Here is a 24,164-nt window from a genome sequence, read left to right on the forward strand (position 1 = left end):
ACGGGGCGAACATTGCCTGCCGCGGCACTAGCCCCCCGCCCCCTGCCGCACGTGGGCCCCGGCGGTTCTCGCCGGGGCCCACGCCTACCCTCATCCCTCAACTCACCGGACGAGCGGGACCCACTCCCACTCCTCCGACGAGGTTCCGGTGGCACTTCCGGTGCCGCTGAAGCTCCACGAGCCCGAGAATTCACGGGGCGGGGGTCCGCGAGGCGGTCGTCCGCAGGGCGGTCGTCCGCAGGACCGGAGTGATGCGCATGATCGCCTCCTTCTCCCCAGATCCATGAGACACCCGTTCGGGTGATCGCTCCACCGGAGGACGGAATCCCCAGGTCCGGCCGAGGGCCACCCGGGCGGCCGCACCCGTCCCGCCGGAGGTCACCCGGGCGGCCGCAGCCGTCCCGCCGTGGGTCACCCTGGTGGCCGTACCCGTCCCGCCGCGCCCCACCCGAGTGGCCTCCCCCCGCTCGCGCGTCCGGCGCGCACGGCCTTGCCTGGAGGTGTGACCCGACGTCTGCGGACCGCCGTGTCGGCCGTCCTCATCGCCCTGTCCTGCCTCCTGATGCCCTTCGGCGCACTGGCGGCCTGGGCGGCGTACGGCCTCACGGACACCGGCCGGTACGTCACCGCCATGGCGCCGCTCGCCGCCGACCCGGCCGTACGGGACATCGTGGTCGACACGGTCGGTGACGGCATCCTGCGCGAGGCGGCCGCCGAGCGCGGCCCGCTGCGCCCCGAGATCACCCCCTTCGTGCACGACGCGCTGCGCTCCTTCGCCCGCAGCCGCGCCTACCGCACCGCGTGGGACGCGGGCAACGAGGCCGCGCACAGCGCCGTGATGTCGGCCCTGCACGACGACCGCGACCGCGACGTCACCGTCGACCTGGCCCCGGTGGCCGCCCGCGTCCGTGCTCAACTGGCCACCGACCACGTGGTGTTCGCCGACCGCGTGCCGCTCGCGCACACCCGCGTCGCGGTGCTCCCGGCCGATGAACTGGCCACCCTCCGGAAGGGCTACCGCGTGCTCGACCTCGCCGGTTTCTGGCTGCCCCTGGCCGCCGTCGTCCTCGCCGTGACCGGCATCGCCGTCGCGGCCTGCCGCCGCCGCGCCCTCACCGCGGCGGCGCTGGGCACGGCGCTGGGCGGCGCGTTCCTCGGACTCGCGATCGGCGTCGCCCGCCACCTCACCCTCACCGGCCTGGCCGAGGGAGCCGGCCGCCCCGCCACGGCCGCCGTCTACGACGCCCTCACCGCGCCCCTGCGCACCGCGTCCTGGTTCCTGCTGGGCGTGGGCCTGGCGGTGGCGGCGGGGGTGTGGCTCACGCGGTACGTGCGGGCGGGACTCCTGGTCCACCGACGCCGGGTGACGGCTGTGACGACTACGGCGGCTACGGCGGCTACGGCGGCTACGGCGACTGGGACGACTACGGCAGCCGGGACGGCTGCGGCGGCCGGGGCGGCTGCGGCGGCCGGGGCGGCTGCGGCGGCCCCGGCGGTCCCGCCGCGATCCGGGCCAGTACCCGCAGCGCCCGCTCCAGCTCCCCCTCCGCCGCGGACGCCAGGCCGAGTCTGACCGCGTCCGGGGTGCGGTGCGGGTCGACGGTGAAGGCGGTGCCGGGGGTGACGGCGATGCCGTGCGCGGCGGCGGCGGCCGTGAAGGTGTCCGCCCGCCACGGCGCGGGCAGCTCCCACCAGGCGAAATAGGCGTGCGGGTCGGTCCGTACGGCGAACGCGCCCAGGTGGGCCGCGAGGATCCGCTGGCGCCGGGCGGCGTCCGCCCGCTTCGCCGCCACCAGTCGCGCGACCGTCCCGTCCCCGGCCCACCGCACCGCCGCCTCCAGCGCGAACCGCCCCGCGCTCCACCCCCCGGACCGCACGGCGGCGGCCACCGCGTCCGCCCGCTCCGGCGGTACGACGAGGAAACCGGCCGTCAGCCCCGGCGCGACCCGCTTGGACAGGCCGTCGACGACGTGGGTCAGACCGGGCGCGTGGGCGGCGAGCGGAACGGCGTCCGGCCGGAGGAAGGACCAGACGCGGTCCTCGACGACGGGCAGCGCCGACTCGACCGCCGTACGGGCGAGTTCTCGCACGCGGCGCTCGCTCGTGGTCAGCGACGTCGGGTTGTGCAGGGCCGGCTGGACGTACAGGGCGGCGAGGGGAGCGGTCCGGTGCGCGGCGCGCAGGGCGTCCGGCCGCAGTCCCTCGCCGTCGCCGCCGATCGGCACGAGCACGATCCCCAGCCGGCCGGCGATCTCCTTGACCAGCGGATACGTCAGCTCCTCCACGCCGACGCGGCCGCCCGGCCGGACCAGGGAGGCGAGCGCGGCGGCGATGGCCTGGCGGGCGTTGCCGGTGAAGAGGATCTGTGCGGGCTCGGGGCGCCAGCCGGGGACGGTGAGCAGCCGGGCCGCCGCGGCACGGGCGGCCGCGGTGCCGTCGACCGCGGCGGTGCGCATCGCCTCGGTCAGCACGTCGGCCCGCAGCAGCGGCGCGAGACCGGGCGCGAGCAGCTCGGACTGGCCCGGCGCGGTGGGGTAGTTGAGCTCCAGGTTGACCGGCGCGGACGTGGCCGCTTCGACCAGGGCGCGCCCCTGGGGGGCGGGCGGCGCGGCCCGCACGAAGGTGCCCCGGCCGACCTCGCCCACCACCAGCCCGCGCCGCACGAGTTCGCCGTAGACCCGCCCGGCCGTCGAGGGGGCGATGCGGTGCGTGCGCGCGAACCACCGCTGCGGCGGCAGCCGTTGGCCCGGCACCAGCCGTCCACGTGCGATGTCGTCGGCGACACGGTCGGCGATCTCCCGGTAGTCGCTCACGGCCCCTCCTCGCCCTCGCCCTCTCCGCCTTCTCCTCCGTCTTCCCTCTTCTCTCCCCGCGCCTCCCCGCGCCTCCGCCCTCTCCTCGCGCCTCCCCGCGTCCCGGCATTGCACCGAGAGCAAAGATCTTATTGCACCGAGGAGTTGGGCGACCCTAGGGTCGACACATGGCTCCCTTCCTCGCATACGAGGACAAAGGCGCGGATACCTCCGGACGTATCCCCCCGGTCCCACCGGTCCCCCCGGTCTCCCCGGTCTCCTTGGTCCCTCTGGTCCTCATCCACGGCCACCCCTTCGACCGCACGATGTGGGCCCCGCAACTCGAGGCCTTCGCCCCCACCCGCCGCGTCGTCGTCCCCGACCTGCGCGGTTACGGCGCCTCCCCGGTCGTCCCCGGCACGACGCCCCTCTCCCGCTTCGCCCGGGACGTCGAGGACCTCCTCGACGACCTGGCGGTGGACGCGTTCGTCCTCGCCGGCTTGTCGATGGGCGGCCAGATCGCGATGGAGTGCCTGGACCGCCTCGGCGACCGGGTCCGGGGCCTGGTCCTCGCCGACACCTTCGCCGAACCCGAGACCCCCGCCGGCCGGGCCGCCCGCAACGCCCTCGCCGACCGCCTCCTCGCCGAGGGCATGCGCGGCTACGCCGACGAGATCCTCCTGAAGATGGTCGCCCCGCACGCCCCGCACGCCGTCCGGGCCCACGTCCACCGCATGATGACGTCCGCGCCGCCCGAGGGCGCCGCGGCGGCCCTGCGCGGCCGGGCCGAACGCCCCGACTACCGCCCGTCGCTCCGCCGCTTCACCGCCCCCGCCCTCGTCGTCGTCGGCGCGGACGACGCGTTCACCCCCGTCCGCGACGCGGAGACCCTGCACGCCCTCCTGCCCGACTCGGTCCTGCGGGTGATCGACGGCTGCGGCCACCTGCCGAACCTGGAGCGGCCCGCCGAGTTCAACGCGGCGCTGGCGGAGTTCCTGGAACGGGTGGACGGGAACGGAGACGAAGACGGAGACGAAGACGGAGACGGAGACGGAGACGGGGACAGGAAAAGAGACCGGTAGGGGGACGGATACGGAGACGGACACGAGGAAGGAGGTGAGGACGAGGAAGGAGGTGAGGACGGCAGGTGACACGCCCGGCGGGACGGCAAACCCTTGGCCCGGCGGACGTCCCCGCCTCTACCGTCACCTCATGAGCAGCACGACGACAACGACCCTCTGGCGGCCCACCGGCCCGGAGGAACTGGCACTGGTCGAGGCCTCCGGATGGCGGGGGTGGCCGCCGCGCCTGCCCGAGCAGCCGATCTTCTACCCGGTGCTGAACGAGGACTACGCGATCCGCATCGCCCGCGACTGGAACGTCCCCGCCTCCGGGGTCGGCTACGTCACGCGGTTCGAGGTGGAGAGCGACTTCCTCGCGCGGTACCCGGTGCGGCGGGCGGGCGGGGCGACCATCCTCGAACTCTGGGTACCGGCGGAGGAAATGGATGAGTTCAACGCGCACATCGTCGGAACCATCGACGTCGTACGGGAGTTCCACTGACGTGCGGCCACGGCGCGGGCGGGTCCTCGGGGCGTGGTGCGCCGGACTGCTGCTCGCCGGGGTGAGCGCCGTCGTCGCGTGCCGCGCGGCCGACACCGACCTGCGCACGCCGGTCCCCCAGCTGCTCGCCTTCCTGCCCTGGCTGCTCGTCCCCACCGGGGCCGCCCTGCTGCTGTCACTGCTCGCCCGCTGGTGGACGGGGCTGGTGTGGGGCGTCGTCGTGCTCGGGATGCTCGCCTGGTTCATCGAGCCGTACGGCAACGGCGACGAACCCGCGGGGCCCGCCGTCGCGCGGCTGCGGGTGCTCACCTCCAACGTGGAGTTCGGCGGGGCGACGGACGCCCTCGTCGGCGCCGTCCGCCGGGAGGAACCGGACGTGGTGTTCGTCGCGGAGTGCGAGTACGGCTGTCAGGCCACCGTGCGCCGGGAACTCGGGACGGCGTACCCGTACCGGCGGGCCGTCGAGGGGGGCACCTCCGTCGGGTCCGTCGTCCTCAGCCGGTTCCCGCTGACGCCCGCCCCCGCCGTGCCCGGCCGGATGGGCATGCCCGGGGCCGTCGCCGACGTCGACGGCCGGCCCGTACGGCTCCAGCTCGCGCACCCCGAGCCACCGCTGCCCCGGCAGGTCGCCGTGTGGAAGCGCGAGCTGGGGCGGCTGCGGGACTTCGCCGACGCCCACCGCGACGACGGGCCGCTGATCCTCGCCGGGGACTTCAACGCCACCCAGGACCACGCCGCGTTCCGCCGGATCATCGACACCGGACTGCGCGACGCCGCCCGGCTCGCGGGCAGCCCCCGGGAGCCGACCTGGCCCAGCCGCACCACCCCCGTCCTGGGCGCCCAGATCGACCACGTCCTCGTCTCCGGGGAGTTCTCCGCGACCCGCGCCCGCTTCCTCGACCTCCCCGGCACCGACCACCGCTCCCTCCTGGTCGACGTCACCCTCCACCAGCCCGGCTGAGCCGGGGCGGGGACCGCGGGGTCCGTCCGTGGACACGACGACGGCGGTGAGGCCGACCGCCTCACCGCCGTCACCGCCCGCAGCCGTGGCCTCCGCCCCGGCCGCTTCCGTCTCAGACGCCGATGTCCTGGCCGTCCTCGCGCCACACCGACACGACCGCCGGACGGACGATCTTGCCGGGTCCGTCGGGCCAGGTGCTCTTCGGGTTCTCCACGGAGGCGCCGTCCAGCTCGCCCGGGTGCTGCACGGCGATCAGCACGCGCCGCTCCTGGATGAGCGGACCGCAGGTCTCGGCGCCCGACGGCACCGTCAGGAACTGCTTCAGCTCACCGCGGCGCGAGCCGCGGGTGGCGACCCCGAACAGTCCGTCGTGCGAGCCGAGCTGCGCGCCGTCCGTGGAGATCCACAGGTTGCCGTGCGCGTCGAAGGCCACGTTGTCCGGGCAGGAGATCGGGCTGACGGAGTCCTTCGGGAAGCCCGCGAAGTACGTCGCCGGGTCCTCCGGGTCACCGGCCACCAGGAACAGCGACCAGGCGAACCGCGTCGACTCCGGACGGTTCCAGCGCTCGGTCAGCTCCAGGACGTGCCCGTGCTTGTTGGCGTTGCGCGGGTTGGCCTCGTCCGCCTTGGCGTTCGCGTCGACGCCGCGCTTGGTGTTGTTCGTGAGGGCCACGTACACCTTGCCGGTGACCGGGCTCGGCTCGATGTCCTCGGGGCGGTCCATCTTCGTCGCGCCGACCTTGTCACCGGCGAGACGGGTGAAGACGAACACCTCCTCGGCGGTCATGCCCTCGACGTGCGAGACGGCGCCCTTCGCGGTGGCGGTCGCCAGCGGGATCCACTCGCCGGCGCCGTCGAACTCGCCGTCGGCGGGGAGCTTGCCCGTGCCGTCGATCTCGATCGCGGGGGAGTCGCCGGTGAGCCTGGCGACGTACAGCGTGCCCTCGTCCAGCAGGGAGAGGTTGTGCTCGCGCACGGACCGGCTGGTGCCGTGCCGCATCCGCTTGCTGCCGACGAACTTGTAGAAGTAGTCGAAGCGCTCGTCGTCACCGGAGTAGACGACGGGACGGCCGTCGTGCGTGAGCCGCACGGTCGCGGCCTCGTGCTTGAAGCGGCCCAGCGCGGTGTGCTTGCGCGGCGTGGACGTCGGGTCGTACGGGTCGAACTCGACGACGTAGCCGAAGCGGTGCACCTCGTTCGGCTCCTGGGCGACGTCGAAGCGCTTGTCGAAGCGCTCCCACTTGCGCTCGGTGGCCCCGGTCCCGATGCCGTAGCGCTTGTCCGTCGCCCGGCCGGCGTTGGCGAAGTACTGGTTGAAGTTCTCCTCGCCGTGCAGCGTCGTGCCCCACGGGGTGGTGCCGCCCGAGCAGTTGTTGAGCGTGCCGTACACCTTGGTGCCGGTCGGGTCGGCGGAGGTCTTCAGCAGGTCGGACCCGGCGGCGGGCCCGGTCAGCCGGAACTCGGTGGTGGCGGTGACCCGCCGGTTCAGGTGGTGGCGCGGAACGGCGACGAGCTTGCCGGTCCTCCGGTCGCCCTCGACCACGACGGCGGACAGGCCGTGCGCGGCCCAGGCGACCTCGACCTGCTGCCGGGTCGGGGCGGCGGGGTCGTAGCCGCGGAACATGAGCACCTCGTCGGTGTACTCGTGGTTCGCGACCAGCAGCTGCCGGTTCCGCTCGCCCGGCAGCGGCAGCAGCGCCAGGAAGTCGTTGTTGTAGCCGAACTGACCGGCCTGGGCGGCCGCCGTCTGGTTCTCCGGGTCGAAGGCCGGCGCCCCGCGCAGGATGGGCTCACCCCAGCGGATGACGACGTTCTGGGTGTACCCGTCCGGTACGACGACGGCGTCGACGGTGTTCGGCGCGACGCTGCCGTAGCGCAGCCCGCGCGCACCGGACGGCTTCGCGGGCTTCGACGGCTTCGACGGCGTCCCGTGGCCGGGCGTGGCCGCGGTGGCCGGGCGCGCCCCGGCGACACCGGCCGCCCCGGCGGCACCCGCCACCGTGACGACGGCGGCGGCGCGCATCATCGAGCGGCGGCTGAGGGCCCCCGCGATGACGTCGCCGACGTACTCGTTGTCGCTGGTGTTGGGCACCTCGTGGAAGCAGGCGTCACCACACCGGAAACGACAGGTCATGGCGGAGCGTCCGCCCGGATGCGACGGGGACGGCGTTCCGATGAGCGGCAGCAGCTTGCGCACCTTTGATCTCCCTTGCGTGCCCTTGGTATGGGCGTGACGGTAGGGGCACGCATGTGCGCAGGCGCTGACGCTGAGTGAACGGGAGGTGAATCCCCGACTGCCGCCAGGGTGTTCACGGAGCCGGGAGGCGGTGTTGACACACCCGCCGGACGCCCACTCACCCCTGCCGAAGATCACCCCCGGAGGCCGCTAACCTTACGTGTCCGTCCTGGCCAGGGATTGACGGGATCAACTCACGCGAAGGGTTGCGCACATGGGCATTCTCACTCTCCTGCGGAACGCATTCGGCCGTTCACGCAAGGGGCGGACCGCCGAGGCGGAGGGTGCGGCAGGGATTCCTTCGCAGCCGGAACCCGCCACCCACCCCGAACCGCAGCCGACCACCACGACCGAAGCGGCCGCGCCCGAGCCGGCGGCCGCCTCCGCCCCCGCGCCCGAGCCGGTGGTCCAGGTCCCCGAGCCCCGCACGGCGGCCGAGGAACACGACCTGGTCGCGGCGGCCTTCGACAACATCACGGTCCCGACCCCGACGACCTCCCCGAAGACGACCCCCGACCCCACCCCGACCCCGGAAGAGCCCGCCGCGGAGAAGCCCGCCGCGGAGAAGCCCCTGGTCTCGGAGGAGCCCGCCGCTCCGGAAAAGCCCGCTGCCGCGGAGGAGCCTCCGGTCGTGGAGGAGCCCGCTGCTGCGAAGCCGCAGGAGTCGGAGGCGGAGCCGGTGACGGAGGAGCCGGCGGCCGAGCCGGTCGCCGAGAAGGTCGCCGAGCCGGTGGTTGAGCCGGTCACGGAGAAGGACGCCGAACCGGTGGTTGAGCCGGTCACGGAGCAGGTCACGGAGACGGCCGCGCCTGCGGTCGAGGAACCCGTCACCGAGGAACCGGCCGAGACCGTGGCCGAGCCGGCCGCCGAGGACGAGACCCCGGAGGCGACGAAGCCCACGGAAGCCCCCGAGGCGGAAGCGGAGGCCGAAGCCGAGGCCGAGGTCGCCACCGAGCCCGAGGCGGAGACCGCTCCCGAACCCGAGGCCGAAGCGGAAACCGAGCCCAAGGCACAGGCACAGGCGGAGTCCGAGACCGTGCCCGAGCCCGAGGCGGAGACCAGGGCCGAGACCGTGCCCGAGGCGGAGACCTCCCCCGAAGCCGCAGGGGAGGCGGAGACCGAAGCCAAGGCGGAGCCCGAGCCCAAGGCGCAGGCGGACTCCGAACCCGAGCATGGGGCGAAGGCCGAGCCTGAGGCGGAGGCCAAGACCGAGGTCGAGCCCGAGGCGGAGACCGCTCCCGAACCCGAGGCCGAAGCGGAAACCGAGGCCGAGGCGCAGCCCGAGCACGGGGTGCAGGCAAAGTCCGAGCCCAAGGCGGATGCCGAGGTCGAACCCGAGCACGGGGCGAAGGCCGAGCCGGAAGCGGAGGCCGAAACCGAAGCCGAGGTCGCACCCGAGCCCGAGCCCGAAGCCGAGGTCGCACCCGAGGTCGAGGCGCCCGCCGCCGAGACCGACACCACGGAGGCCGTCGAGGCCGAGGCCCCCGAACCCGAGGCCGCCGACGGCGAGGACGCCCCACAGGAGTCACCCGCGGACGACGTCGAGACCCGCACGGGTGGTGCGGGTGGGAACACCCCGGCCGAAGGCGAAGCCGAGGCCGGAGCCCCCGAGCCGGCGACGTCGATCCCCCCGCACCTCACCACCGCCCACAGGGCAGCCGCGGCCACCCTCGCCAAGCTGGACCTCGCCTCCGCCCGGGCGGACGTCTACCTCGTCCTGGACCGCTCCGCGTCCATGCGCCCGTTCTACAAGGACGGCTCCGTCCAGGCCCTGGCCGACCAGACCCTGGCCCTCGCCGCCCACCTCACCGCGGACCAGGACCAGGACCAGGACGGGGACGGGGACGGGGACGGGGACGCGACCGTCCACGTCGTCTTCTTCTCGACCGAGCTGGACGGCACCGCCGACCTCGCCCTCACCGACCCCGAGGACAGGATCGACGACCTGCACGCGGGGCTGGGCCGCATGGGCCGTACCAGCTACCACGCCGCCGTGGAGGCCGTGGTGGCCCACCACGAGAAGCGGAACGAGAAGCACGCCGCATCCCCCCGCCGCCCCGCCCTGGTGGTCTTCCAGACGGACGGCGCGCCCGACGCCAAGACCCCCGCCACCCAGTCCCTCGCGGACGCGGCGGAGAACCACCCCGCCCTCTTCTTCTCCTTCGTCGCCTTCGGTGAGCACGACAACAAGGCGTTCGACTACCTCCGCAAGCTGAAGACCGGCAACACGGCGTTCTTCCACGCGGGCCCCACCCCCCTGGAGCTCACGGACCAGGAGCTGTACGAGGGCGTACTGGCCGCCTGGCGCCCGTAGCCCCACCGGAGGGAGTCCCCGCCGGGCCCCTCCCCCTCCCACCCCGACGCCGCCCGCTTCTCACCCCGTAAAACGGGAAGCGGGCGGCGTACCCGTGTCGGCTACGATTTGAAGGATCCGTACATAGCAACCTGGGAGCAGCCCCCGATGGCTCGACACCTCATCACCAGCGCCCTTCCGTACATCAACGGAATCAAGCACCTGGGCAACATGGTGGGGTCCATGCTCCCGGCGGACGTGTACTCCCGGTACCTCCGCCAGCGCGGCCACGACGTCCTGTACATCTGCGCGACGGACGAGCACGGCACGCCGGCCGAGCTGGCGGCGAAGGAGCAGGGCCTGCCGGTGGCGGAGTTCTGCGCGCGGGCGCACGACGCCCAGAAGGCGGTCTACGACGGCTTCGCGCTGGCCTTCGACCACTTCGGCCGCAGCTCCTCGCCGGAGAACGTCGAGATCACCCAGCACTTCGCCCGCCGCCTGAACGAGAACGGCTTCATCGAGGAGCGGGCGATCCGTCAGGTGTACTCGCCCGCCGACGGCCGTTTCCTCCCGGACCGCTACGTGGAGGGCACCTGCCCCCACTGCGGCTACGACAAGGCCCGCGGCGACCAGTGCGAGAACTGCACCCGCGTCCTGGACCCCACGGACCTGATCGACCCGCGCTCGGCGATCTCCGGCTCCACGGACCTGGAGGTCCGCGAGACCAAGCACCTCTTCCTCCTCCAGTCGAAGCTCCAGCACGAGGTCGAGGAGTGGGTGTCGCGGCACGAGGCGCAGTGGCCCCAGCTGGCCTCCTCCATCGCCCGCAAGTGGCTGACGGAGGGCCTGCACGACCGCGCGATCACCCGCGACCTGGACTGGGGCGTGCCGGTCCCGGCCGACACCTGGCCGGACCTGGCCGCCGAGGGCAAGGTCTTCTACGTCTGGTTCGACGCCCCGATCGAGTACATCGCGGCGACGAAGGAGTGGGCGGACGCGGCGCCCGACGGAGAGGTCCGCGACTGGAAGTCGTGGTGGTACGAGGCCGACACCGGCGAGAACCCCGTCCGCTACACCGAGTTCATGGCGAAGGACAACGTCCCGTTCCACACGGTGATGTTCCCCGCCACCGAGCTGGGCGTGCGCGAGCCGTGGAAGATGGTCGACTACGTCAAGGCCTTCAACTGGCTGACGTACTACGGCGGGAAGTTCTCCACCTCCCAGAAGCGCGGCGTCTTCACCGACCAGGCGCTGGACCTCCTGCCCGCCGACTACTGGCGCTACTTCCTCATCGCCAACGCCCCCGAGTCGGACGACTCGTCCTTCACCTGGGAGCACTTCACCGCCACGGTCAACAAGGACCTCGCCGACACCCTCGGCAACTTCGTCAACCGCGTGCTGTCGTTCTCGAAGAAGCGCTTCGGCGAGGAGGCCCCGGCGGGCGGCGCGCCCGGCGAGGCCGAGGCGAGGCTCGGCACGGAGATCGCGCGTCTCCTCGCCGAGTACGAGGAGCAGATGGAGGCGCTCCAGTTCCGCAAGGCGGCCGCCGCGCTGCGCGCGCTGTGGTCGGCGGGCAACTCCTACCTGGAGGAGAAGGCCCCCTGGCTGGAGATCAAGACCGACCAGGACGCCGCGGCCCTGACGCTGCGCACGGCGATGAACCTGATCCACCTGTACGCGGTGGTCTCGGAGCCTTTCATCCCGGCGACGGCGAAGGTCATGCGCGAGGCGTTCTCCCTCCCCTCCGACACGGCCGCCTGGGTCACCGAGGCGGAGGCGAAGGCCCTGACCGCGGTCCCGGCCGGCACCCCCTTCACGGTCCCCCCGGTCCTCTTCGCCAAGCTCACGGACGAGGACCTGGAGACGTACAAGGAGCGCTTCGGCGGCCAGGAGGCCTGACCCCGACGGCGTGACACGTCACGACGCCCCCAGAACCATCACCGGACCCGCTCCCCCACCGGCACCGCCGAGGGGCGAGCGGGTCCGGTTCTTCACCGGCACCGACGAGCACGGTCGTTGAACGTTTCTTCGCCCCTCGAAAGGGTGAACCCCTCCGCATCGGGCCGATAGTCGGCCATAGGTCGATCTACGGTGCGCACATGGTCACATCAACCCACGAGGCCGCACACCGGATTTTCCAGGACCATCCGGAAGCCCTCGACCTCGTCTTCGAAACGCTGGGAGTCCCGCCCCCGGCCAAGGAGGACTACAAGGCGCTCAGCCCCGACGCCACGGAGATCCGGCCGCTGGAGCGCCGTGTCGACACGGTGCTGAAGGTCGAGCCACCCGAGGGAGAGAGCTATCTGCTCGCCATCGAGTCCCAGACCAAACAGGACCCGGACAAGGCGACGAGCTGGTCCTACTACGTGGCGTACCTGAGCGCGAAGTACGCCATGCCGGTGCTGCTGGTCGTGGTCTGTCGCGACCGGCCGACGGCGAACTGGGCCGCGGGCCCCTTCCCGTGCGCCGTCGGCACGTGGACGACTCAGGTCACGCACCCCTTCGTGCTGGGGCCGGACACCGTCCCGGAGATCACCGACGAGTCGACGGTGGCCCGGCAGCCGGCGCTGGCGGTGCTCTCCGCGATCGTTCACAGCGAGAGCCGCAGGGCCCCCGCCATACTGGAAACGCTGGCCCGCGGATTCCAGTCGCTCGGCCGGGGCCCCACGAAGTACTGGTGCGAGGCAACCGAAGTCGGCCTGGAGAACACTCCGGTCAAAGTGAAATGGAGAGAGCTGATGTCGAAGGTCATCACCTACTTCCCGGGGCACGGGACGCTGTTCGAGGAGACGTACCTGGAGGGGAAGGCCGAAGGCAAAGCCGAGGGTCTGACCGAGGGCAAGGCCGAGGACCGTGCCTCGCTCGTCCTGCGCGTGCTCGACAAGCGGGGCGTCGACGTCCCGGAGGGTACGCGCGAGCGCATCACCTCCTGCACCGACCTCGACACCCTCACCCTCTGGTTCGACCGGTCCCTCACCGCGACCACGGCCGAGGACCTGTTCGCCGAAGCTCCCGGGGACGACTCGCCCAGGGCCTCCTGACCGCGAAGCCGCGGCACGCGGGCGAGGGACCGGCCGTGTCCCTCGCCCGCGCCCGCGTCCACGTCCGCGCCCGCCCGGAGCGGAGGCCGATCGGGACAGGACGTGACGGAACAGGCGCAGGGGTGGTCCCCCGCTCCGCCGTGTTCCCGCCGAGCCGTATGGTTTCCGCCATGGCAGTTCCCGAGGTCGTTCCGATCGCCTACCAGCCGAAGCACCGCACCGAGTCATCGGGCGGTACGCGGACGGCCAGTTCCTCGCGTCGGTCACGTACGCCTTCCCGCAGGGCTTCCGTCCCGACGACGGCTGGGAGGAGCACAAGCGCCTCTACACCGTGCTGCACACCTTCGACGCCGAGGGCCGCTACCGGGACTCGGACATCTGGTGCGCCGGCACCTGGGCGCAGCAGCAGCGCGACCCCCACGGCGACGACTCGCCCCTGACCCGCGCCCGCGTCCGTCTGGCCGGCCTCCTGCGCAGCCTGCCCCGCCGCTCGTACACGGACATCGCCGTCCGCCCCTTCCAGGTCACCCACGAGGACGTCCTGTTCGGCTTGGTGGTCCGCAAGGACGAGGACGGCGACGAGGACGAGGACTGGGCAGAGCTGTACCCGGACCGGCTCGGCTTCGGCGCCCCGTGGAACGGCACCTACGACACCTGACGGCAGCCCCCGCCCGGCACGGCCGCGCAACTGTTCGGCCACCCGGCGGCGTCCTCCCCTGCGACACCGACGACACGGCGGGGGACCTTCATGGCTCTGTTCGGCAACGCCCACACCATCGACTCCGGCACGGCCCAGCAGGACTACGCGCGGCTGCTGGGCCAGGGGGAGCAGGTGCACGCCGCGTACCTGCTGATCCGCGACACCATCCTGTTCACCGACCGGCGGCTGCTGCTGGTCGACAAGCAGGGCATCACCGGGAAGAAGGTGGAGTACCACTCCGTCCCGTACCGCAGCATCACGCACTTCGCGGTGGAGACCGCCGGCACCTTCGACCTCGACGCCGAGCTGAAGATCTGGGTGTCGGGCACGGCGACGCCGATCCAGAAGACGTTCACCAAGGGCGTGGACATCTACGAGGTGCAGGCGATCCTGACGCAGTTCGTGGCGGGGTAGCCGGACCCGCCCGTCAGCGTGCCGAGGCGTACCCCACGAAGTCCGCCCAGGCGCCGGGGGAGAGCGCGAGACGGGGGCCGTCTATGTTCTTGGAGTCGCGGACGCGCACGGTGCCGGGGGCGGTGGCGATCTCGATGCAGTCGTTGCCGTCACCGCTGCTGCTGTAGCTGCTCTTGAACCAGACCAGCGCGGAAGCGTCGTGACCGGTGGAGGTGCTGATCATGTCTCTCCAAGCATCTGCTCGACGAGGGCCCGCGATGCGCGGGGCGTGAGAGCCTGCGCCCGGATCATGCCATAGCGCAGTTCGAGGATCCTGAGCTGCTTCGGCTCGGAGACCGGGCGCCCGCTGAACGCACCCTCGGAGCGCCCCACCGCCGTGCCGTCGGGAAACTTGAGCACCTCGATGAGCCCGCCCGTTCCGAAGTGGTCCTCGCATCCGGTCGGCATCACCTGAATCGAGACGTTCCGCAACTGCCCGAGCTCCAGAAGGCGTTCGAGTTGCCGCCGCCAGACCATTCTGCCCCCGACCGGGCGGCGCAGCGTCACCTCTTCCTGGACGAAACTCAGCGTCGGCGCCGGTGACCGCTCGAAGATCGAACGGCGGGCCAGCCGTGCGGCCACCATGCGCTCCGTCTCCTCGTCCGAGTAGGCGGGAAGCCACGCGTCGAAGAGCGCCCGCATGTGCTCCTCGGTCTGCAACAGGCCGTGGATGTTGTGATTGCTGTACAGCGCCACCTCGACCGCCTGCGCCTCCAGCTTCCCCAGCTCTCGAACCTTCTTCGGATACCGGACCTTCTTCACGTCCTCCCAGGCCGCCGCGAGGAGTCCGCCCGCGCCCAGCACCTCGTCGGCCTTGTCCAGGTACTCCTGCCGGGGGATCCGCTTGCCGCCCTCGACCTTGTAGACGAGGTCCTCCCCGTACCCGACCGCCACCGCGAAGTCGGCGGCACGCATCCCCACCGACTCCCTCCGCAGCCTCAACTGCCTCCCCACCGTGGCGAGTACGGCCACGCCCCACTCGTCGTCGGGGTCCACCTCCCACCCCGGCTCGTCCGCCTCGGTCCGGAGCCGTACCGCCTCGCCGTCCACCGACATACCGCACCCCTCTGTCGTACCGCCGTGCCGTGACGCCCTTACCCGTAGGCCTGTTTCCGACGGTCCGGACAACGGCCGACAACCCCCGGACAGTCACCCTACGTATCAGCGCTGTCACTGTTCACGGTAAGCGCGTGCGGCCACGCTCGGTCACGTGAACAGCGAAAAGTCCACCCAACTCCTCCCGCCCGCCGACCACTTCAGCGTGCTCCTGTCACCCACGCCCCGCGGCGCCCGCCTCGCCCGGCTGCTCGCCGCGGACTGGATGCGCGACCGGGACCTGCCCCACCGCGTCACCGAGGCCGCCGAACACCTCGTCGCCGAACTCGCCGCGAACGCGGCCGTCCACGCCCGGCTCCCCGGACGCGACTTCCGCCTCGTCCTGCTGGCCCGCGGCGCGGTCCTCCGCGTCGAGGTCACGGACACCCGCGGTGACGACCTCCCGCACCGCCGGCGGCCGGACCCCGACGCCGAGTCCGGACGCGGCCTGCTCCTCGTCGAGGCCCTCGCCGACCGCTGGGGCGTGCGGCTCGGACCGGTCCCCCGCAAGACCGTATGGGCAGAACTCGATCTACCGCCACTCTGACCAGCGGAAACGTCACCGGTACCGGAACCCGATCGCGTGGGTTCCGGTACCGTCGGCCGTCTTTTTCAAGGACCACCGGGGAGAAAGAAACCCCACCAAGCCCCACCCCTCCCGCCCACGGCGCAGGCTCACTCTCGCGAGTGAACATCACCAACTGGAGTGGATTTGGCACGGGTTGCCTGCCCTACGCTCAGCGCAGCACGGCACAGCCAGCGCAGCACACCAGCGCATCACCCCAGACACGCAAACGGCCCCCGCCGGGACTGGCATCCCACTGCGAGGGCCTGACCACCAAGGAAGCAAGCACCTTCCCGATGGATACCCAAAACCCTAGCGTGCCCCCGCACGCCCAGTCCCGTAACAGCGGGAAAAACCACCCCTACCGGCGCGCTCACGCCAAGGGGCACCCCGGCGGCGTCACCCACGACAACAGCCACCACAGCACCCGCTTCACGGTGATCGGCAACCACCTCGCCCAGCACCCGGACCTGTCGCTGCTGGCGATCGGACTGGCCTGCCACATCCAGTCCCTCCCGACCGGCGCCCCCATCGGCATCAAGACCCTGGCCGCCCGCTTCCCCGAGGGCCCGACCCGGATCGCCGCCGCCCTGCGCGAACTGGAGACCCACGGCTACCTGCGGCGCACCCGCGAACGCACCCCGGCCGGCCGCATCGTCACCCGCACGGTCTCCTGCAACCAGCCCGGCCGACGCGACGACCCGTCCGGAACGGGCGAGGCGACCGAGCCCGAGCCCAAGCCCCCGGCCCGCCGCGCGGCCGACGCCCCGCAGCGGGAACCCGCACGCCGCCGCGCCCTCCCCGCCGTACCGAAACCCTCGTACAGCTCCCCCGTCCTCCTGCGGACGGCCACCGACGTCCTCGCCGGCCTGCGCCGCGAGGACCCCCGCCTGCTGCTCTCCGCCACCGACGCCGAACACCTCGCCCCCGGCGTCGTCGCCTGGCTGGAACGCGACCTCACCCCCACCGCCGTGCGCAAGGCCCTGGCCCGCGACCTGCCCCTGGAACCCCTGATCCGGCCCGCCGCCTTCCTGGCCCACCGCCTGACGGACAAACTGCCACCCCTCCCGCCGTACCGCGCCCCCGAGCCACCACCGCCCGTCCGGCACCCCCTGCGCTTCTGCGACACCTGCGACCTCGGCTACCGGGGCCCCGACCCGCACCACTGCCGGGGCTGCCTGGCACTCCGGCAACCACCGCCCACGACCGTCTGACGAGTCGCCCGTCCCTCTGTCACCTCACCCCACGGGAATCCCCATGGTCAGCTCGCCCCACGAGGCGATGCACCGCATCTTCCAGCAGTACCCGGGCCTCTTCTCCGGGGTGTCCGAGGTGCTCGGCATCGACCTCCCCCGGCCCACCTCGGTCACCGTCCTGCCCAACGACCTCACCGAGACCAGCCCCGTCGAACGCCGCGTGGACACCCTCCTGCGGCTGGAGGCGGAGGACGCCGAGCCGCTGCTCCTCGCGGTCGAGGCCCAGGGCCGGAAGGACCAGGACAAGCCCGCAAGCTGGGCGTACTACGCCTCGTACCTGCTCACGAAGTACCGGCTGCAACCGATGCTGCTGGTCGTCTGCCAGGACCGCGCCACGGCGGAATGGGCCGCGCGCGAGGTCAGCTTCGGCCCTCGTCAGTGGCCCCTGCTGACACTGCGGCCGCTGGTCGCGGGACCGCACAACATGCCGGTGATCACCGACCCGGCCCAAGTCCGCAAGGACCTCGCCCTCGCCACGCTGGCCGCTATCACTCACGCCGCGCACCCGGATGCCGGGGCCATACTCAAATCGATGACGACCGTTCTGCGGGACACGCCGCAGAACATCGCCGCCCCGATCGTCGAACTCGTCGCACAAGGCCTGGGCAAGCAGCCGGCCGCACAACTGTGGAGGAAACTGGTGGCCGTGGACCTCTCTTTTTACAAGTCACCCCTCTCCGAGGAAATCCGGGACGAGGGACGGGCCGAGGGCGAGACGCGCCGTGCCGCCGAAGACGTCCTGGACATCCTCGACGTGCGCGGCATCGACGTCCCCGAGGCGGTCCGGGAGCGCGTCACCGGCTGCGGCGACCCCGAGATCCTGCGCCGCTGGCACCGGCGTGCGGTCACGGCCCCGACGGCCGAGGACATCTTCACGGAGGAGTAGGCCCAGCCCCCGCTCCCCCTCACCGGCGTCGGCCGCGGCTCGGTGACGCCGCCCGTACCGGACGGGCCGGTCCGTGCGGTGTTCTTCGGCGTTCCGGAGACTCACGCGGCCCACCGCGGGCATACTCCACGGGCAGCCGGCCGGGGGGCCGGTGCGTGGCGGGGACAGCGGGGGCTGACAGGGTGGATCTCACGTCCTGGGGAGACTGGGTACGCGTATGCCTGGGTGCGGCGGTGTCGTACCCGTTGCTCATGGCGGGCTGGTGGGCGGCCGCGCAAGCGGCCGCTTTCAGCGATCCGCACCGGCACACCGGCCGCCGCGTCGCCTTCGTGCCGCGCCGTGCCGTCCGGCCACGGACGGAGGCCCTGCGCCGTCGGCTGCGAACCGCGCTGGCCCTGCGCCGGCATCAGGGCGTGACGGGTTCCGTCCCGGCCGCCGAACTGCTGCGGCGCCTGGTGGAGGCGGACCGCTCGGCGCGCGTGCTGGCGGCCGGCCGCCGGGTGTGGTGCCTGGCCGTCCCGCTCACGCTGCTCGCGGGCGCCGTCCTGCTCGGGACGTGGCTCCTCGTGTTCGAGTACGTCATGGCGGGCCCCTTCGCCGAGATCGACGGCCCCTACGCCTACCTGGGCAAGCTCCTCGGCACGGACGGCTGGTACATCCCGAACGACGAGACCTGCTCCTCGTGGTCCGTGCTGAGCGGATGCGACCCGGACATGAGGCCGTGGTGGTACGGCGCGGAGTCGGGGCTGCTGTTCGGAATCGTGCCCGCGTCCCTCGCCGCCGCATGGCGGATACGCCGGGCGGCCGCGCGGAGCTTCGCCCTCTGGGCACGGCAGGAACCGCCTCTCCTCGCCTGCCTGGACGCGCTGACGGCCTGCCGCGACGCCCTGCGGCCGGCGCCACCGGAGGCGACCGTGCTCGACGAACGCATGTCCGCCCTCACCGACGCCCTGCGTGACTTCGCCCGGGACGGCCTTCCCCTCGCGCGGGAGCGGCGCGCCGAACTGGAGGCGCACACCGCGCGCGTGGCCGGGACACTGGAGGAGGCGACGGGGCGGTACCTGCGCGACGGCGACACGGCGCTGCCCGCCCTCATCGGTCTGCTGGCCACCCTCCAGGACCGGCTGCACGCCTCCCGGTGGTTCCTCCTGCTCGACCCCGCCCAGCTCACCCCCGCCCCCGGCCCGGGACCGGCTCCGGCCGCCGCCCCGGCGTCCGCGCCCTCCTCCGACGCGGGCCGCTGGCAGCGCTACATGTGGGTGGCCACCGCGATGCCCGCGGTACCGGCCCTGCTGGCCCTCGTCTTCACCGCCGTGACGATCGGCCAGGCCGACCAGAACCTCGGTCTCACCGAACGCAACCAGGTGGCGTCCACCTACAACGAGACCGTCGCCAACCTGGGCGACGAGTCCATCAACGTGAGGGTCAGCAGCATCTACGCGCTGCAGCGCATCATGCGGGAGTCGCGCGACGAACAGCCGGCGATCGTCAGCGTATTGAGCACCTACATCAGGGACCACGCGAAGATGCCCGGCACGGCGACGGCGGAACGCCTGCGCAAGAACGACAAGACACGCGCCCCCGACGACGTCCAGGCCGCCCTCGACGTACTGGGGGCACGCACGGAGGACCTGGAGGGCGAACCGAAGATCGACCTGCGCGATACCTTCCTGGTGGGCGCCACCTTCTACGGGACGTTCGACAACGCGGACCTGCGGGGCGCCGACCTCACCCGGGCCGACCTCCAGGGCGCCCGGTTCGAACTCGCCTGGTTCGACAACGCCCGTATGAACGACGCCTACCTGAGCAACGGGAACTTCGAGGACGCCGACTTCCTGGAGACGGACATGACCGGTGCCTGGCTGGACGGCGCGGTACTCCACGACGCGGATCTGACGCAGGCGAAACTCGTCGGCGTCCACGGCAACTACGAGGGCTCGTTCGCCCGGTTCACCGACGCCGACCTGACGGCCGCCGACCTGACGGCCGCGGACCTGAGAGGGGTGAACCTGGTGCACGCCGATCTCGGGCGGGGGATCGACCAGGGCCTCCCCGCCGCGACCGTCGACGGCACCGTCCTCATCGGCGCGGACCTGACCGACGCCCTGCTCGACGGTGTCGACACCGATGCCGCCGTCTGGGAGGAGACGGACCTGGCGGAGAAGGCGCCGGGCCAGGGCGGCTGACGCCACCGGGAGCACGGACGGACGGCAGGCGGCCCGCACGGACCCGTCGCGGGGGCCGCCCATGGGTGCGGCCCGCACGGGTACGCCCGTGCGGGCCGCATGGGTACGCCCGTGCGGGCCGCATGGGTACGCCCGTGCGGGCCGCATGGGTACGCCCGTGCGGGCCGCATGGGTACGCGAGGGCCGGGGGCTCGTGGTCTCCCGGCCCTCGCGTGTCTCGGGTGCCCTACTTGAGCACGCCCGCGCCCGTCGTCGTGGCCAGCGACGTCGGCAGGCCGGACGCGGAGGTCTCCAGGCCCGTCGTGAGGGTCGGGGTCCAGTTGACCGTGGTCTTCAGGTCCTTGGAGGACGCGGCGTTGTAGGCGGCGACGAGGTCGGTCACCGTGCCGTTGACCTGGTTGCCGGAACCCTTGACCGAGCCGGTGCCGTCACCGCTGAGGAGCTTGGCGGCCTTCGCGCCGGACGGGAGCTTCCAGTAGTTGTTCTCGGCGACGACCTGGGCCTTGGCGCGCGAGTTGATGCTGTACTGCGGCGCGTAGCCGTTGAGGGTCGTGACGTCGTAGTAGTTGTTGTAGATGTGGATCTGGCCGATGCGGGCCAGGGGGGCGCGCTGCATGATGCCCTTCCACACGTTGTGGTGGAGGGAGACGCGCAGCTTGCCCACGCTGTCGGTGTCGCTGCTGCCGATCAGCATCGTCTTGTCGTGGTTGGTGAACTGGTTGCGCGAGACGGTCACCAGGTCGGAGCCCTTGGTGATGTCGAGGGCGCCGTCGTGGATCTGGTACTCGCGGCCGAAGTACTTCGGGTTGGCGCTGTCGAAGTGCGGCGCGTCGGTGAACGTGTTGTGGTCCGCCCACACGTGGGTCGCCCCGCGCAGGGTGACCGAGTCGTAGTTGGAGTTCCAGTTGCCGTCGTCGCCGTCGGTCGGGTCCCACTGCGGGAAGCAGTCCTCGGTGGCGGCGAAGGTCAGGTTGCGGACGATGACGTTGTCCACGTTCTGCACCTGGAGCATCGCCCCGGTCAGACCCGCGTCCGTGCCGGGGACGCCCACGATCGTCGTGTTGGCCGGCACCTTGAAGGTGACGTTGAGCGCCTGCTTCTTCTGGGCGGCGGCGCGGGCGCTCTCCTGGGTGCCGGAGGGCAGCTTGGAGCGGCCGTAGGTGGCCGGGTCGTAGGCCTTGAGGTAGGACGACAGCGAGTAGCCGGTGCCGGCCGCGTAGTCGGCGCAGGTCAGCTTCTTGCCGGAGTCGTCGGTGTTGGCGTCGATGGTGCCGCTGACCTTGATGATCCGGGGCGTGGTGTCGCTCGCGGAACCGAGCGCCTTCACGAGCTGGGCGCGGGTGGAGACGGTGAAGGTGTGGGCGGCGTCGGCCTTCGCACCACCGGTGGTGCCCGTACCGGACGACGCCCAGCCGTCCTTGGCGGCCAGCGTCTGGTGGTACAGGTCGACGGTCCCGGCGTTGGCGTTCATCACGAAGGCGCCGGCGCCGACACCCGCGGCCACGACGGCGGCGGAGAGCACGAGGGCACGGCGCGAACGGAGAGACCGGCGGTGGGAGGGAGCGGCCACGGTGGATCCTTACGGGGGAGGAGCGGGGTTACGCCCTGTCAGTGGTCGCCGCCCGATGAAGAGTTGCCGTGCGGCGAGAAGTTTTTTCCCCGCCCCCGCCACGGCCCTGCTCCGCCTCCCCCTCCAGCCCCCTCCGCGCCTTGTGCAGCTGGTCCAGCCCCCGCCGTGCCGTCCGCGTCACCTCCGCGTACTCCGCCGCCGTACGGGCCTGCGCCAGCCGGGCCCGTGCCGCGCGGTGGCACTCCGCCGCCCTGGCCAGCGCCCGCGCCGTGTCCTCACCGGCTCCCGCCCAGGCCCGCGGGTCCGGCGGACCGAGGCCCGCGCCGAGGCGTACGAGCCACTGGTTGGCCTCCACCTCCGCGTCCAGCCCGGACGGGGGGCGCGGCCGCCGCGAGCGGCGCCGGGCGACCGTCCCGGCGACCGCGGCGGCCACGGCGGTCACACCGATGAGCAGCGACACCGACCACACGACCACGCACCCCATGACCGCGTCCCTCCCTCACCGCACCCGTCTGTGCCTCCCATGAGACGCCGCCGCGCTGTGGACGGGCCCCGGGGCTCCTGTGGGGCGCCGGTGAGGTCTTCCGCGAGAGGCAGGCCCCGCCGCCACGGGCCGCAGCCGTCAGTCACCGGGGAAGACGGAAGTGGCCCGGAACCGACGTCGGTTCCGGGCCACTCGTGTCACACCGGCTACTTCGGCTGCGGCTTGCGCACCGTCAGGTGCAGCTCACGCAGCCGGGCCTCCTCCAGCTCCGTCGGCGCGCCCATCATCAGGTCCTGGGCGTTGCCGTTGAGCGGGAAGGCGATCGTCTCGCGGATGTTCGGCTCGTCCGCGAGCAGCATGACGATGCGGTCGACACCGGGGGCGATGCCGCCGTGCGGCGGGGCGCCGAAGCGGAAGGCGCGCAGCATGCCGGCGAACTTCTCCTCGACGGTCTCCCGGTCGTAGCCGGCGATCTCGAAGGCCTTGAGCATGATCTCCGGCTCGTGGTTGCGGATCGCGCCGGAGGACAGCTCGACGCCGTTGCAGACGATGTCGTACTGCCAGCCCAGGATGTCCAGCGGGTCCTGGGTCTCCAGGGCCTCCAGGCCGCCCTGCGGCATCGAGAAGGGGTTGTGCGAGAAGTCGATCGCGCCGGTGTCCTCGTCCTTCTCGTACATCGGGAAGTCGACGATCCAGCAGAAGCGGAAGACGTCCTCCTCGAAGTGCCCGGCCCGCTTGGCGGCCTCGACCCGGACCGCTCCCATGATCTTGGAGACCTCGTCGAACTCGCCCGCCCCGAAGAACACGGCGTGCCCGGCGGCGAGGGAGAGCCGCTTGGTCAGCTCGGCCACGTTCTCCTCGGTGAGGAACTTCGCGATCGGGCCCGTCAGCGAGCCGTCCTCCGTCACGCGCACCCAGGCCAGGCCCTTGGCGCCCAGCGTGACGGCGTAGTCGCCGAGCTGGTCGAAGAACTTGCGGGGCTGCGCGGCGACGTCCGGCACCGGCAGGGCGCGCACGTGCTTGCCGGCGAAGGCCTTGAACTCGGAGCCCTCGAAGATGTCGGTGATGTCCACCAGCTCCAGCTGGGCCCGCAGGTCCGGCTTGTCCGAGCCGTACTTCAGCATCGCCTCGCGGAACGGGATGCGCGGGAACGGGGACGTCACGTGCCGGCCGTTGCCGAACTCCTCGAACAGCTCCGTCATGAGCTTCTCGATCGGCTGGAAGACGTCCTCCTGCTCGACGAAGGACATCTCCACGTCGAGCTGGTAGAACTCGCCCGGCGAACGGTCCGCGCGGGCGTCCTCGTCCCGGAAGCAGGGCGCGATCTGGAAGTACCGGTCGAAGCCGGAGATCATCAGCAGCTGCTTGAACTGCTGCGGCGCCTGCGGCAGCGCGTAGAACCTGCCCGGGTTCAGGCGGGAGGGGACGACGAAGTCACGGGCGCCCTCGGGCGAGGTCGCGGACAGGATCGGCGTCGCCATCTCGTTGAAGCCCAGCGCCGTCATCTTGTGGCGGATGGCCGAGATGACGGCCGTACGCAGCATGATGTTGCGGTGCATGCGCTCGCGGCGCAGGTCGAGGAAGCGGTACTCCAGGCGCCGCTCCTCGTTGACCCCGTCCTCGGCGTTGATCGTGAAGGGCAGCGGCTGGGCCGCGCCGAGCAGCTCGACCTCGCCGACCTCCACCTCGACCTCACCGGTGGGCAGGTCCGCGTTGACGTTCTCGGCGCCGCGGGAGACGACCTTGCCGTCGATGCGGACCGTCGACTCCTTGGTCAGCTTGTCGAGGGCCTCGTACGCGGGCGTGCCCGGTCGGGCGACGAGCTGCGTGATGCCGTAGTGATCGCGCAGATCGATGAAGAGGATGCCGCCCAGGTCGCGCCGATTGTGCAGCCAGCCGCTCAGCCGGACGTCGGTGCCGACGTCAGAGGCGCGGAGCTCGCCGCAGGTGTGGGACCTGTACCGATGCATCGTCGTTCATCCAGTCTTCGCGGATCGGGGGCGTGTTTCACGTGAAACAACCCCCAGGGTACCGGGCGCCCCATGATCGGCTCCCACTCTTACGAACCCGGCGATCAGTGGCA

General features: G+C 72.1%; 18 protein-coding genes and 1 pseudogene. 12 read left to right on the forward strand and 7 right to left on the reverse strand.

The genetic code is table 11. From position 1 onward, the window contains the following. Positions 1–1,424: 1,424 nt before the first annotated feature. Complete coding sequence (locus tag ACF09K_RS09725; RefSeq protein WP_392242025.1) at positions 1,425–2,813, reverse strand: PLP-dependent aminotransferase family protein; 1,389 nt, start codon at positions 2,811–2,813, stop codon at positions 1,425–1,427. A gap of 167 nt (positions 2,814–2,980) precedes the next feature. Between ACF09K_RS09725 and ACF09K_RS09730 the strand changes: the two genes are divergently transcribed. The 3 genes from ACF09K_RS09730 (at position 2,981) to ACF09K_RS09740 (ending at position 5,316) form a co-directional block, all read left to right on the forward strand. Next, complete coding sequence (locus tag ACF09K_RS09730; protein WP_392242026.1) at positions 2,981–3,874, forward strand: alpha/beta fold hydrolase; 894 nt, start codon at positions 2,981–2,983, stop codon at positions 3,872–3,874. A gap of 130 nt (positions 3,875–4,004) precedes the next feature. Continuing rightward, positions 4,005–4,355, forward strand: coding sequence for a hypothetical protein (locus tag ACF09K_RS09735; RefSeq protein ID WP_392242027.1), 351 nt, complete (start codon positions 4,005–4,007; stop codon positions 4,353–4,355). Next, the gene (locus tag ACF09K_RS09740) at positions 4,300–5,316 is read left to right on the forward strand and encodes an endonuclease/exonuclease/phosphatase family protein (protein ID WP_392242028.1); all 1,017 of its coding nucleotides are present in this window, start codon (positions 4,300–4,302) and stop codon (positions 5,314–5,316) included. The genes ACF09K_RS09735 and ACF09K_RS09740 overlap by 56 nt, the downstream gene beginning before the upstream one ends. Positions 5,317–5,428: 112 nt before the next feature. Here ACF09K_RS09740 and ACF09K_RS09745 read toward each other — a convergent pair whose 3' ends face one another. Then, the gene (locus ACF09K_RS09745; protein WP_392242030.1) at positions 5,429–7,513 is read right to left on the reverse strand and encodes a PhoX family protein; all 2,085 of its coding nucleotides are present in this window, start codon (positions 7,511–7,513) and stop codon (positions 5,429–5,431) included. Between the two features lie 253 nt (positions 7,514–7,766). On the opposite strand from ACF09K_RS09745, the gene ACF09K_RS09750 reads away from it, so the two are divergent. The 5 genes and pseudogenes from ACF09K_RS09750 (at position 7,767) to ACF09K_RS09770 (ending at position 14,000) form a co-directional block, all read left to right on the forward strand. Beyond that, the gene (locus ACF09K_RS09750) at positions 7,767–9,866 is read left to right on the forward strand and encodes a VWA domain-containing protein (RefSeq protein WP_392242032.1); all 2,100 of its coding nucleotides are present in this window, start codon (positions 7,767–7,769) and stop codon (positions 9,864–9,866) included. 147 nt (positions 9,867–10,013) lie between these two features. Further along, positions 10,014–11,744: a methionine--tRNA ligase gene (metG, locus tag ACF09K_RS09755; RefSeq protein ID WP_392242034.1), complete on the forward strand. Its 1,731-nt coding sequence runs from the start codon at positions 10,014–10,016 to the stop codon at positions 11,742–11,744. Between the two features lie 200 nt (positions 11,745–11,944). Beyond that, a complete protein-coding gene (locus ACF09K_RS09760) occupies positions 11,945–12,886 on the forward strand; it encodes a hypothetical protein (RefSeq protein WP_392242036.1) in 942 nt (313 codons plus the stop codon). Positions 12,887–13,056: 170 nt separating this feature from the next. Next, a pseudogene (locus ACF09K_RS09765) lies at positions 13,057–13,544 on the forward strand (hypothetical protein). Between the two features lie 90 nt (positions 13,545–13,634). Next, positions 13,635–14,000, forward strand: coding sequence for a PH domain-containing protein (locus ACF09K_RS09770; RefSeq protein WP_392242038.1), 366 nt, complete (start codon positions 13,635–13,637; stop codon positions 13,998–14,000). Between the two features lie 13 nt (positions 14,001–14,013). On the opposite strand, the gene ACF09K_RS09775 is transcribed toward ACF09K_RS09770, so the two are convergent. Both ACF09K_RS09775 and ACF09K_RS09780 read right to left on the reverse strand, forming a co-directional pair. Next, positions 14,014–14,223 carry a DUF397 domain-containing protein gene (locus ACF09K_RS09775; RefSeq protein ID WP_392242040.1) on the reverse strand — a complete coding sequence of 70 codons (210 nt, stop codon included), beginning with the start codon at positions 14,221–14,223 and terminating at the stop codon, positions 14,014–14,016. Then, positions 14,220–15,095: a helix-turn-helix domain-containing protein gene (locus ACF09K_RS09780; RefSeq protein ID WP_392242041.1), complete on the reverse strand. Its 876-nt coding sequence runs from the start codon at positions 15,093–15,095 to the stop codon at positions 14,220–14,222. The genes ACF09K_RS09775 and ACF09K_RS09780 overlap by 4 nt, the downstream gene beginning before the upstream one ends. Positions 15,096–15,249: 154 nt before the next feature. On the opposite strand from ACF09K_RS09780, the gene ACF09K_RS09785 reads away from it, so the two are divergent. From ACF09K_RS09785 to ACF09K_RS09800, 4 genes are all read left to right on the forward strand, one after another. Further along, on the forward strand, positions 15,250–15,681 hold the full coding sequence (locus tag ACF09K_RS09785) for an ATP-binding protein (protein ID WP_392242042.1): 432 nt from the start codon (positions 15,250–15,252) through the stop codon (positions 15,679–15,681). A gap of 314 nt (positions 15,682–15,995) precedes the next feature. Beyond that, positions 15,996–16,913, forward strand: a complete 918-nt coding sequence (locus ACF09K_RS09790) for a helix-turn-helix domain-containing protein (protein ID WP_392242044.1) — start codon at positions 15,996–15,998, stop codon at positions 16,911–16,913. 43 nt (positions 16,914–16,956) lie between these two features. Beyond that, positions 16,957–17,841, forward strand: coding sequence for a hypothetical protein (locus ACF09K_RS09795; protein WP_392242046.1), 885 nt, complete (start codon positions 16,957–16,959; stop codon positions 17,839–17,841). A 233-nt stretch (positions 17,842–18,074) separates the two neighbouring features. Further along, positions 18,075–20,027: a pentapeptide repeat-containing protein gene (locus ACF09K_RS09800; protein ID WP_392242048.1), complete on the forward strand. Its 1,953-nt coding sequence runs from the start codon at positions 18,075–18,077 to the stop codon at positions 20,025–20,027. Positions 20,028–20,253: 226 nt separating this feature from the next. Here ACF09K_RS09800 and ACF09K_RS09805 read toward each other — a convergent pair whose 3' ends face one another. The 3 genes from ACF09K_RS09805 to aspS all read right to left on the reverse strand — a co-directional run bounded on the left by ACF09K_RS09805 (position 20,254) and on the right by aspS (position 24,051). Further along, entirely contained in the window at positions 20,254–21,597 is a 1,344-nt protein-coding gene (locus ACF09K_RS09805) for a polysaccharide lyase family 1 protein (RefSeq protein ID WP_392242050.1), read from the reverse strand. Positions 21,598–21,625: 28 nt separating this feature from the next. After that, the gene (locus ACF09K_RS09810; protein ID WP_392242051.1) at positions 21,626–22,081 is read right to left on the reverse strand and encodes a hypothetical protein; all 456 of its coding nucleotides are present in this window, start codon (positions 22,079–22,081) and stop codon (positions 21,626–21,628) included. Between the two features lie 206 nt (positions 22,082–22,287). Further along, positions 22,288–24,051 (reverse strand): aspartate--tRNA ligase, encoded by a 1,764-nt coding sequence (gene aspS / locus ACF09K_RS09815; RefSeq protein ID WP_392242053.1) that lies wholly within the window; start codon positions 24,049–24,051, stop codon positions 22,288–22,290. Positions 24,052–24,164 lie beyond the last annotated feature (113 nt).

The sequence above is a fragment of the Streptomyces sp. NPDC014882 genome, assembly GCF_043081325.1.
Taxonomy (GTDB): Bacteria; Actinomycetota; Actinomycetes; order Streptomycetales; family Streptomycetaceae; genus Streptomyces.

What these genes read in the sequence shown, in the direction of transcription:
- ACF09K_RS09730 (WP_392242026.1), top strand. Translation starts at nt 2,981, where the DNA reads ATGGCTCCCTTCCTCGCATACGAGGACAAAGGCGCGGATACCTCCGGA.
- ACF09K_RS09735 (WP_392242027.1), top strand. Translation starts at nt 4,005, where the DNA reads ATGAGCAGCACGACGACAACGACCCTCTGGCGGCCCACCGGCCCGGAG.
- ACF09K_RS09740 (WP_392242028.1), top strand. Translation starts at nt 4,300, where the DNA reads ATGAGTTCAACGCGCACATCGTCGGAACCATCGACGTCGTACGGGAGT.
- ACF09K_RS09750 (WP_392242032.1), top strand. Translation starts at nt 7,767, where the DNA reads ATGGGCATTCTCACTCTCCTGCGGAACGCATTCGGCCGTTCACGCAAG.
- metG (WP_392242034.1), top strand. Translation starts at nt 10,014, where the DNA reads ATGGCTCGACACCTCATCACCAGCGCCCTTCCGTACATCAACGGAATC.
- ACF09K_RS09760 (WP_392242036.1), top strand. Translation starts at nt 11,945, where the DNA reads ATGGTCACATCAACCCACGAGGCCGCACACCGGATTTTCCAGGACCAT.
- ACF09K_RS09770 (WP_392242038.1), top strand. Translation starts at nt 13,635, where the DNA reads ATGGCTCTGTTCGGCAACGCCCACACCATCGACTCCGGCACGGCCCAG.
- ACF09K_RS09775 (WP_392242040.1), bottom strand. Translation starts at nt 14,223, where the DNA reads ATGATCAGCACCTCCACCGGTCACGACGCTTCCGCGCTGGTCTGGTTC.
- ACF09K_RS09780 (WP_392242041.1), bottom strand. Translation starts at nt 15,095, where the DNA reads ATGTCGGTGGACGGCGAGGCGGTACGGCTCCGGACCGAGGCGGACGAG.
- ACF09K_RS09790 (WP_392242044.1), top strand. Translation starts at nt 15,996, where the DNA reads ATGGATACCCAAAACCCTAGCGTGCCCCCGCACGCCCAGTCCCGTAAC.
- ACF09K_RS09795 (WP_392242046.1), top strand. Translation starts at nt 16,957, where the DNA reads ATGGTCAGCTCGCCCCACGAGGCGATGCACCGCATCTTCCAGCAGTAC.
- ACF09K_RS09810 (WP_392242051.1), bottom strand. Translation starts at nt 22,081, where the DNA reads ATGGGGTGCGTGGTCGTGTGGTCGGTGTCGCTGCTCATCGGTGTGACC.
- aspS (WP_392242053.1), bottom strand. Translation starts at nt 24,051, where the DNA reads ATGCATCGGTACAGGTCCCACACCTGCGGCGAGCTCCGCGCCTCTGAC.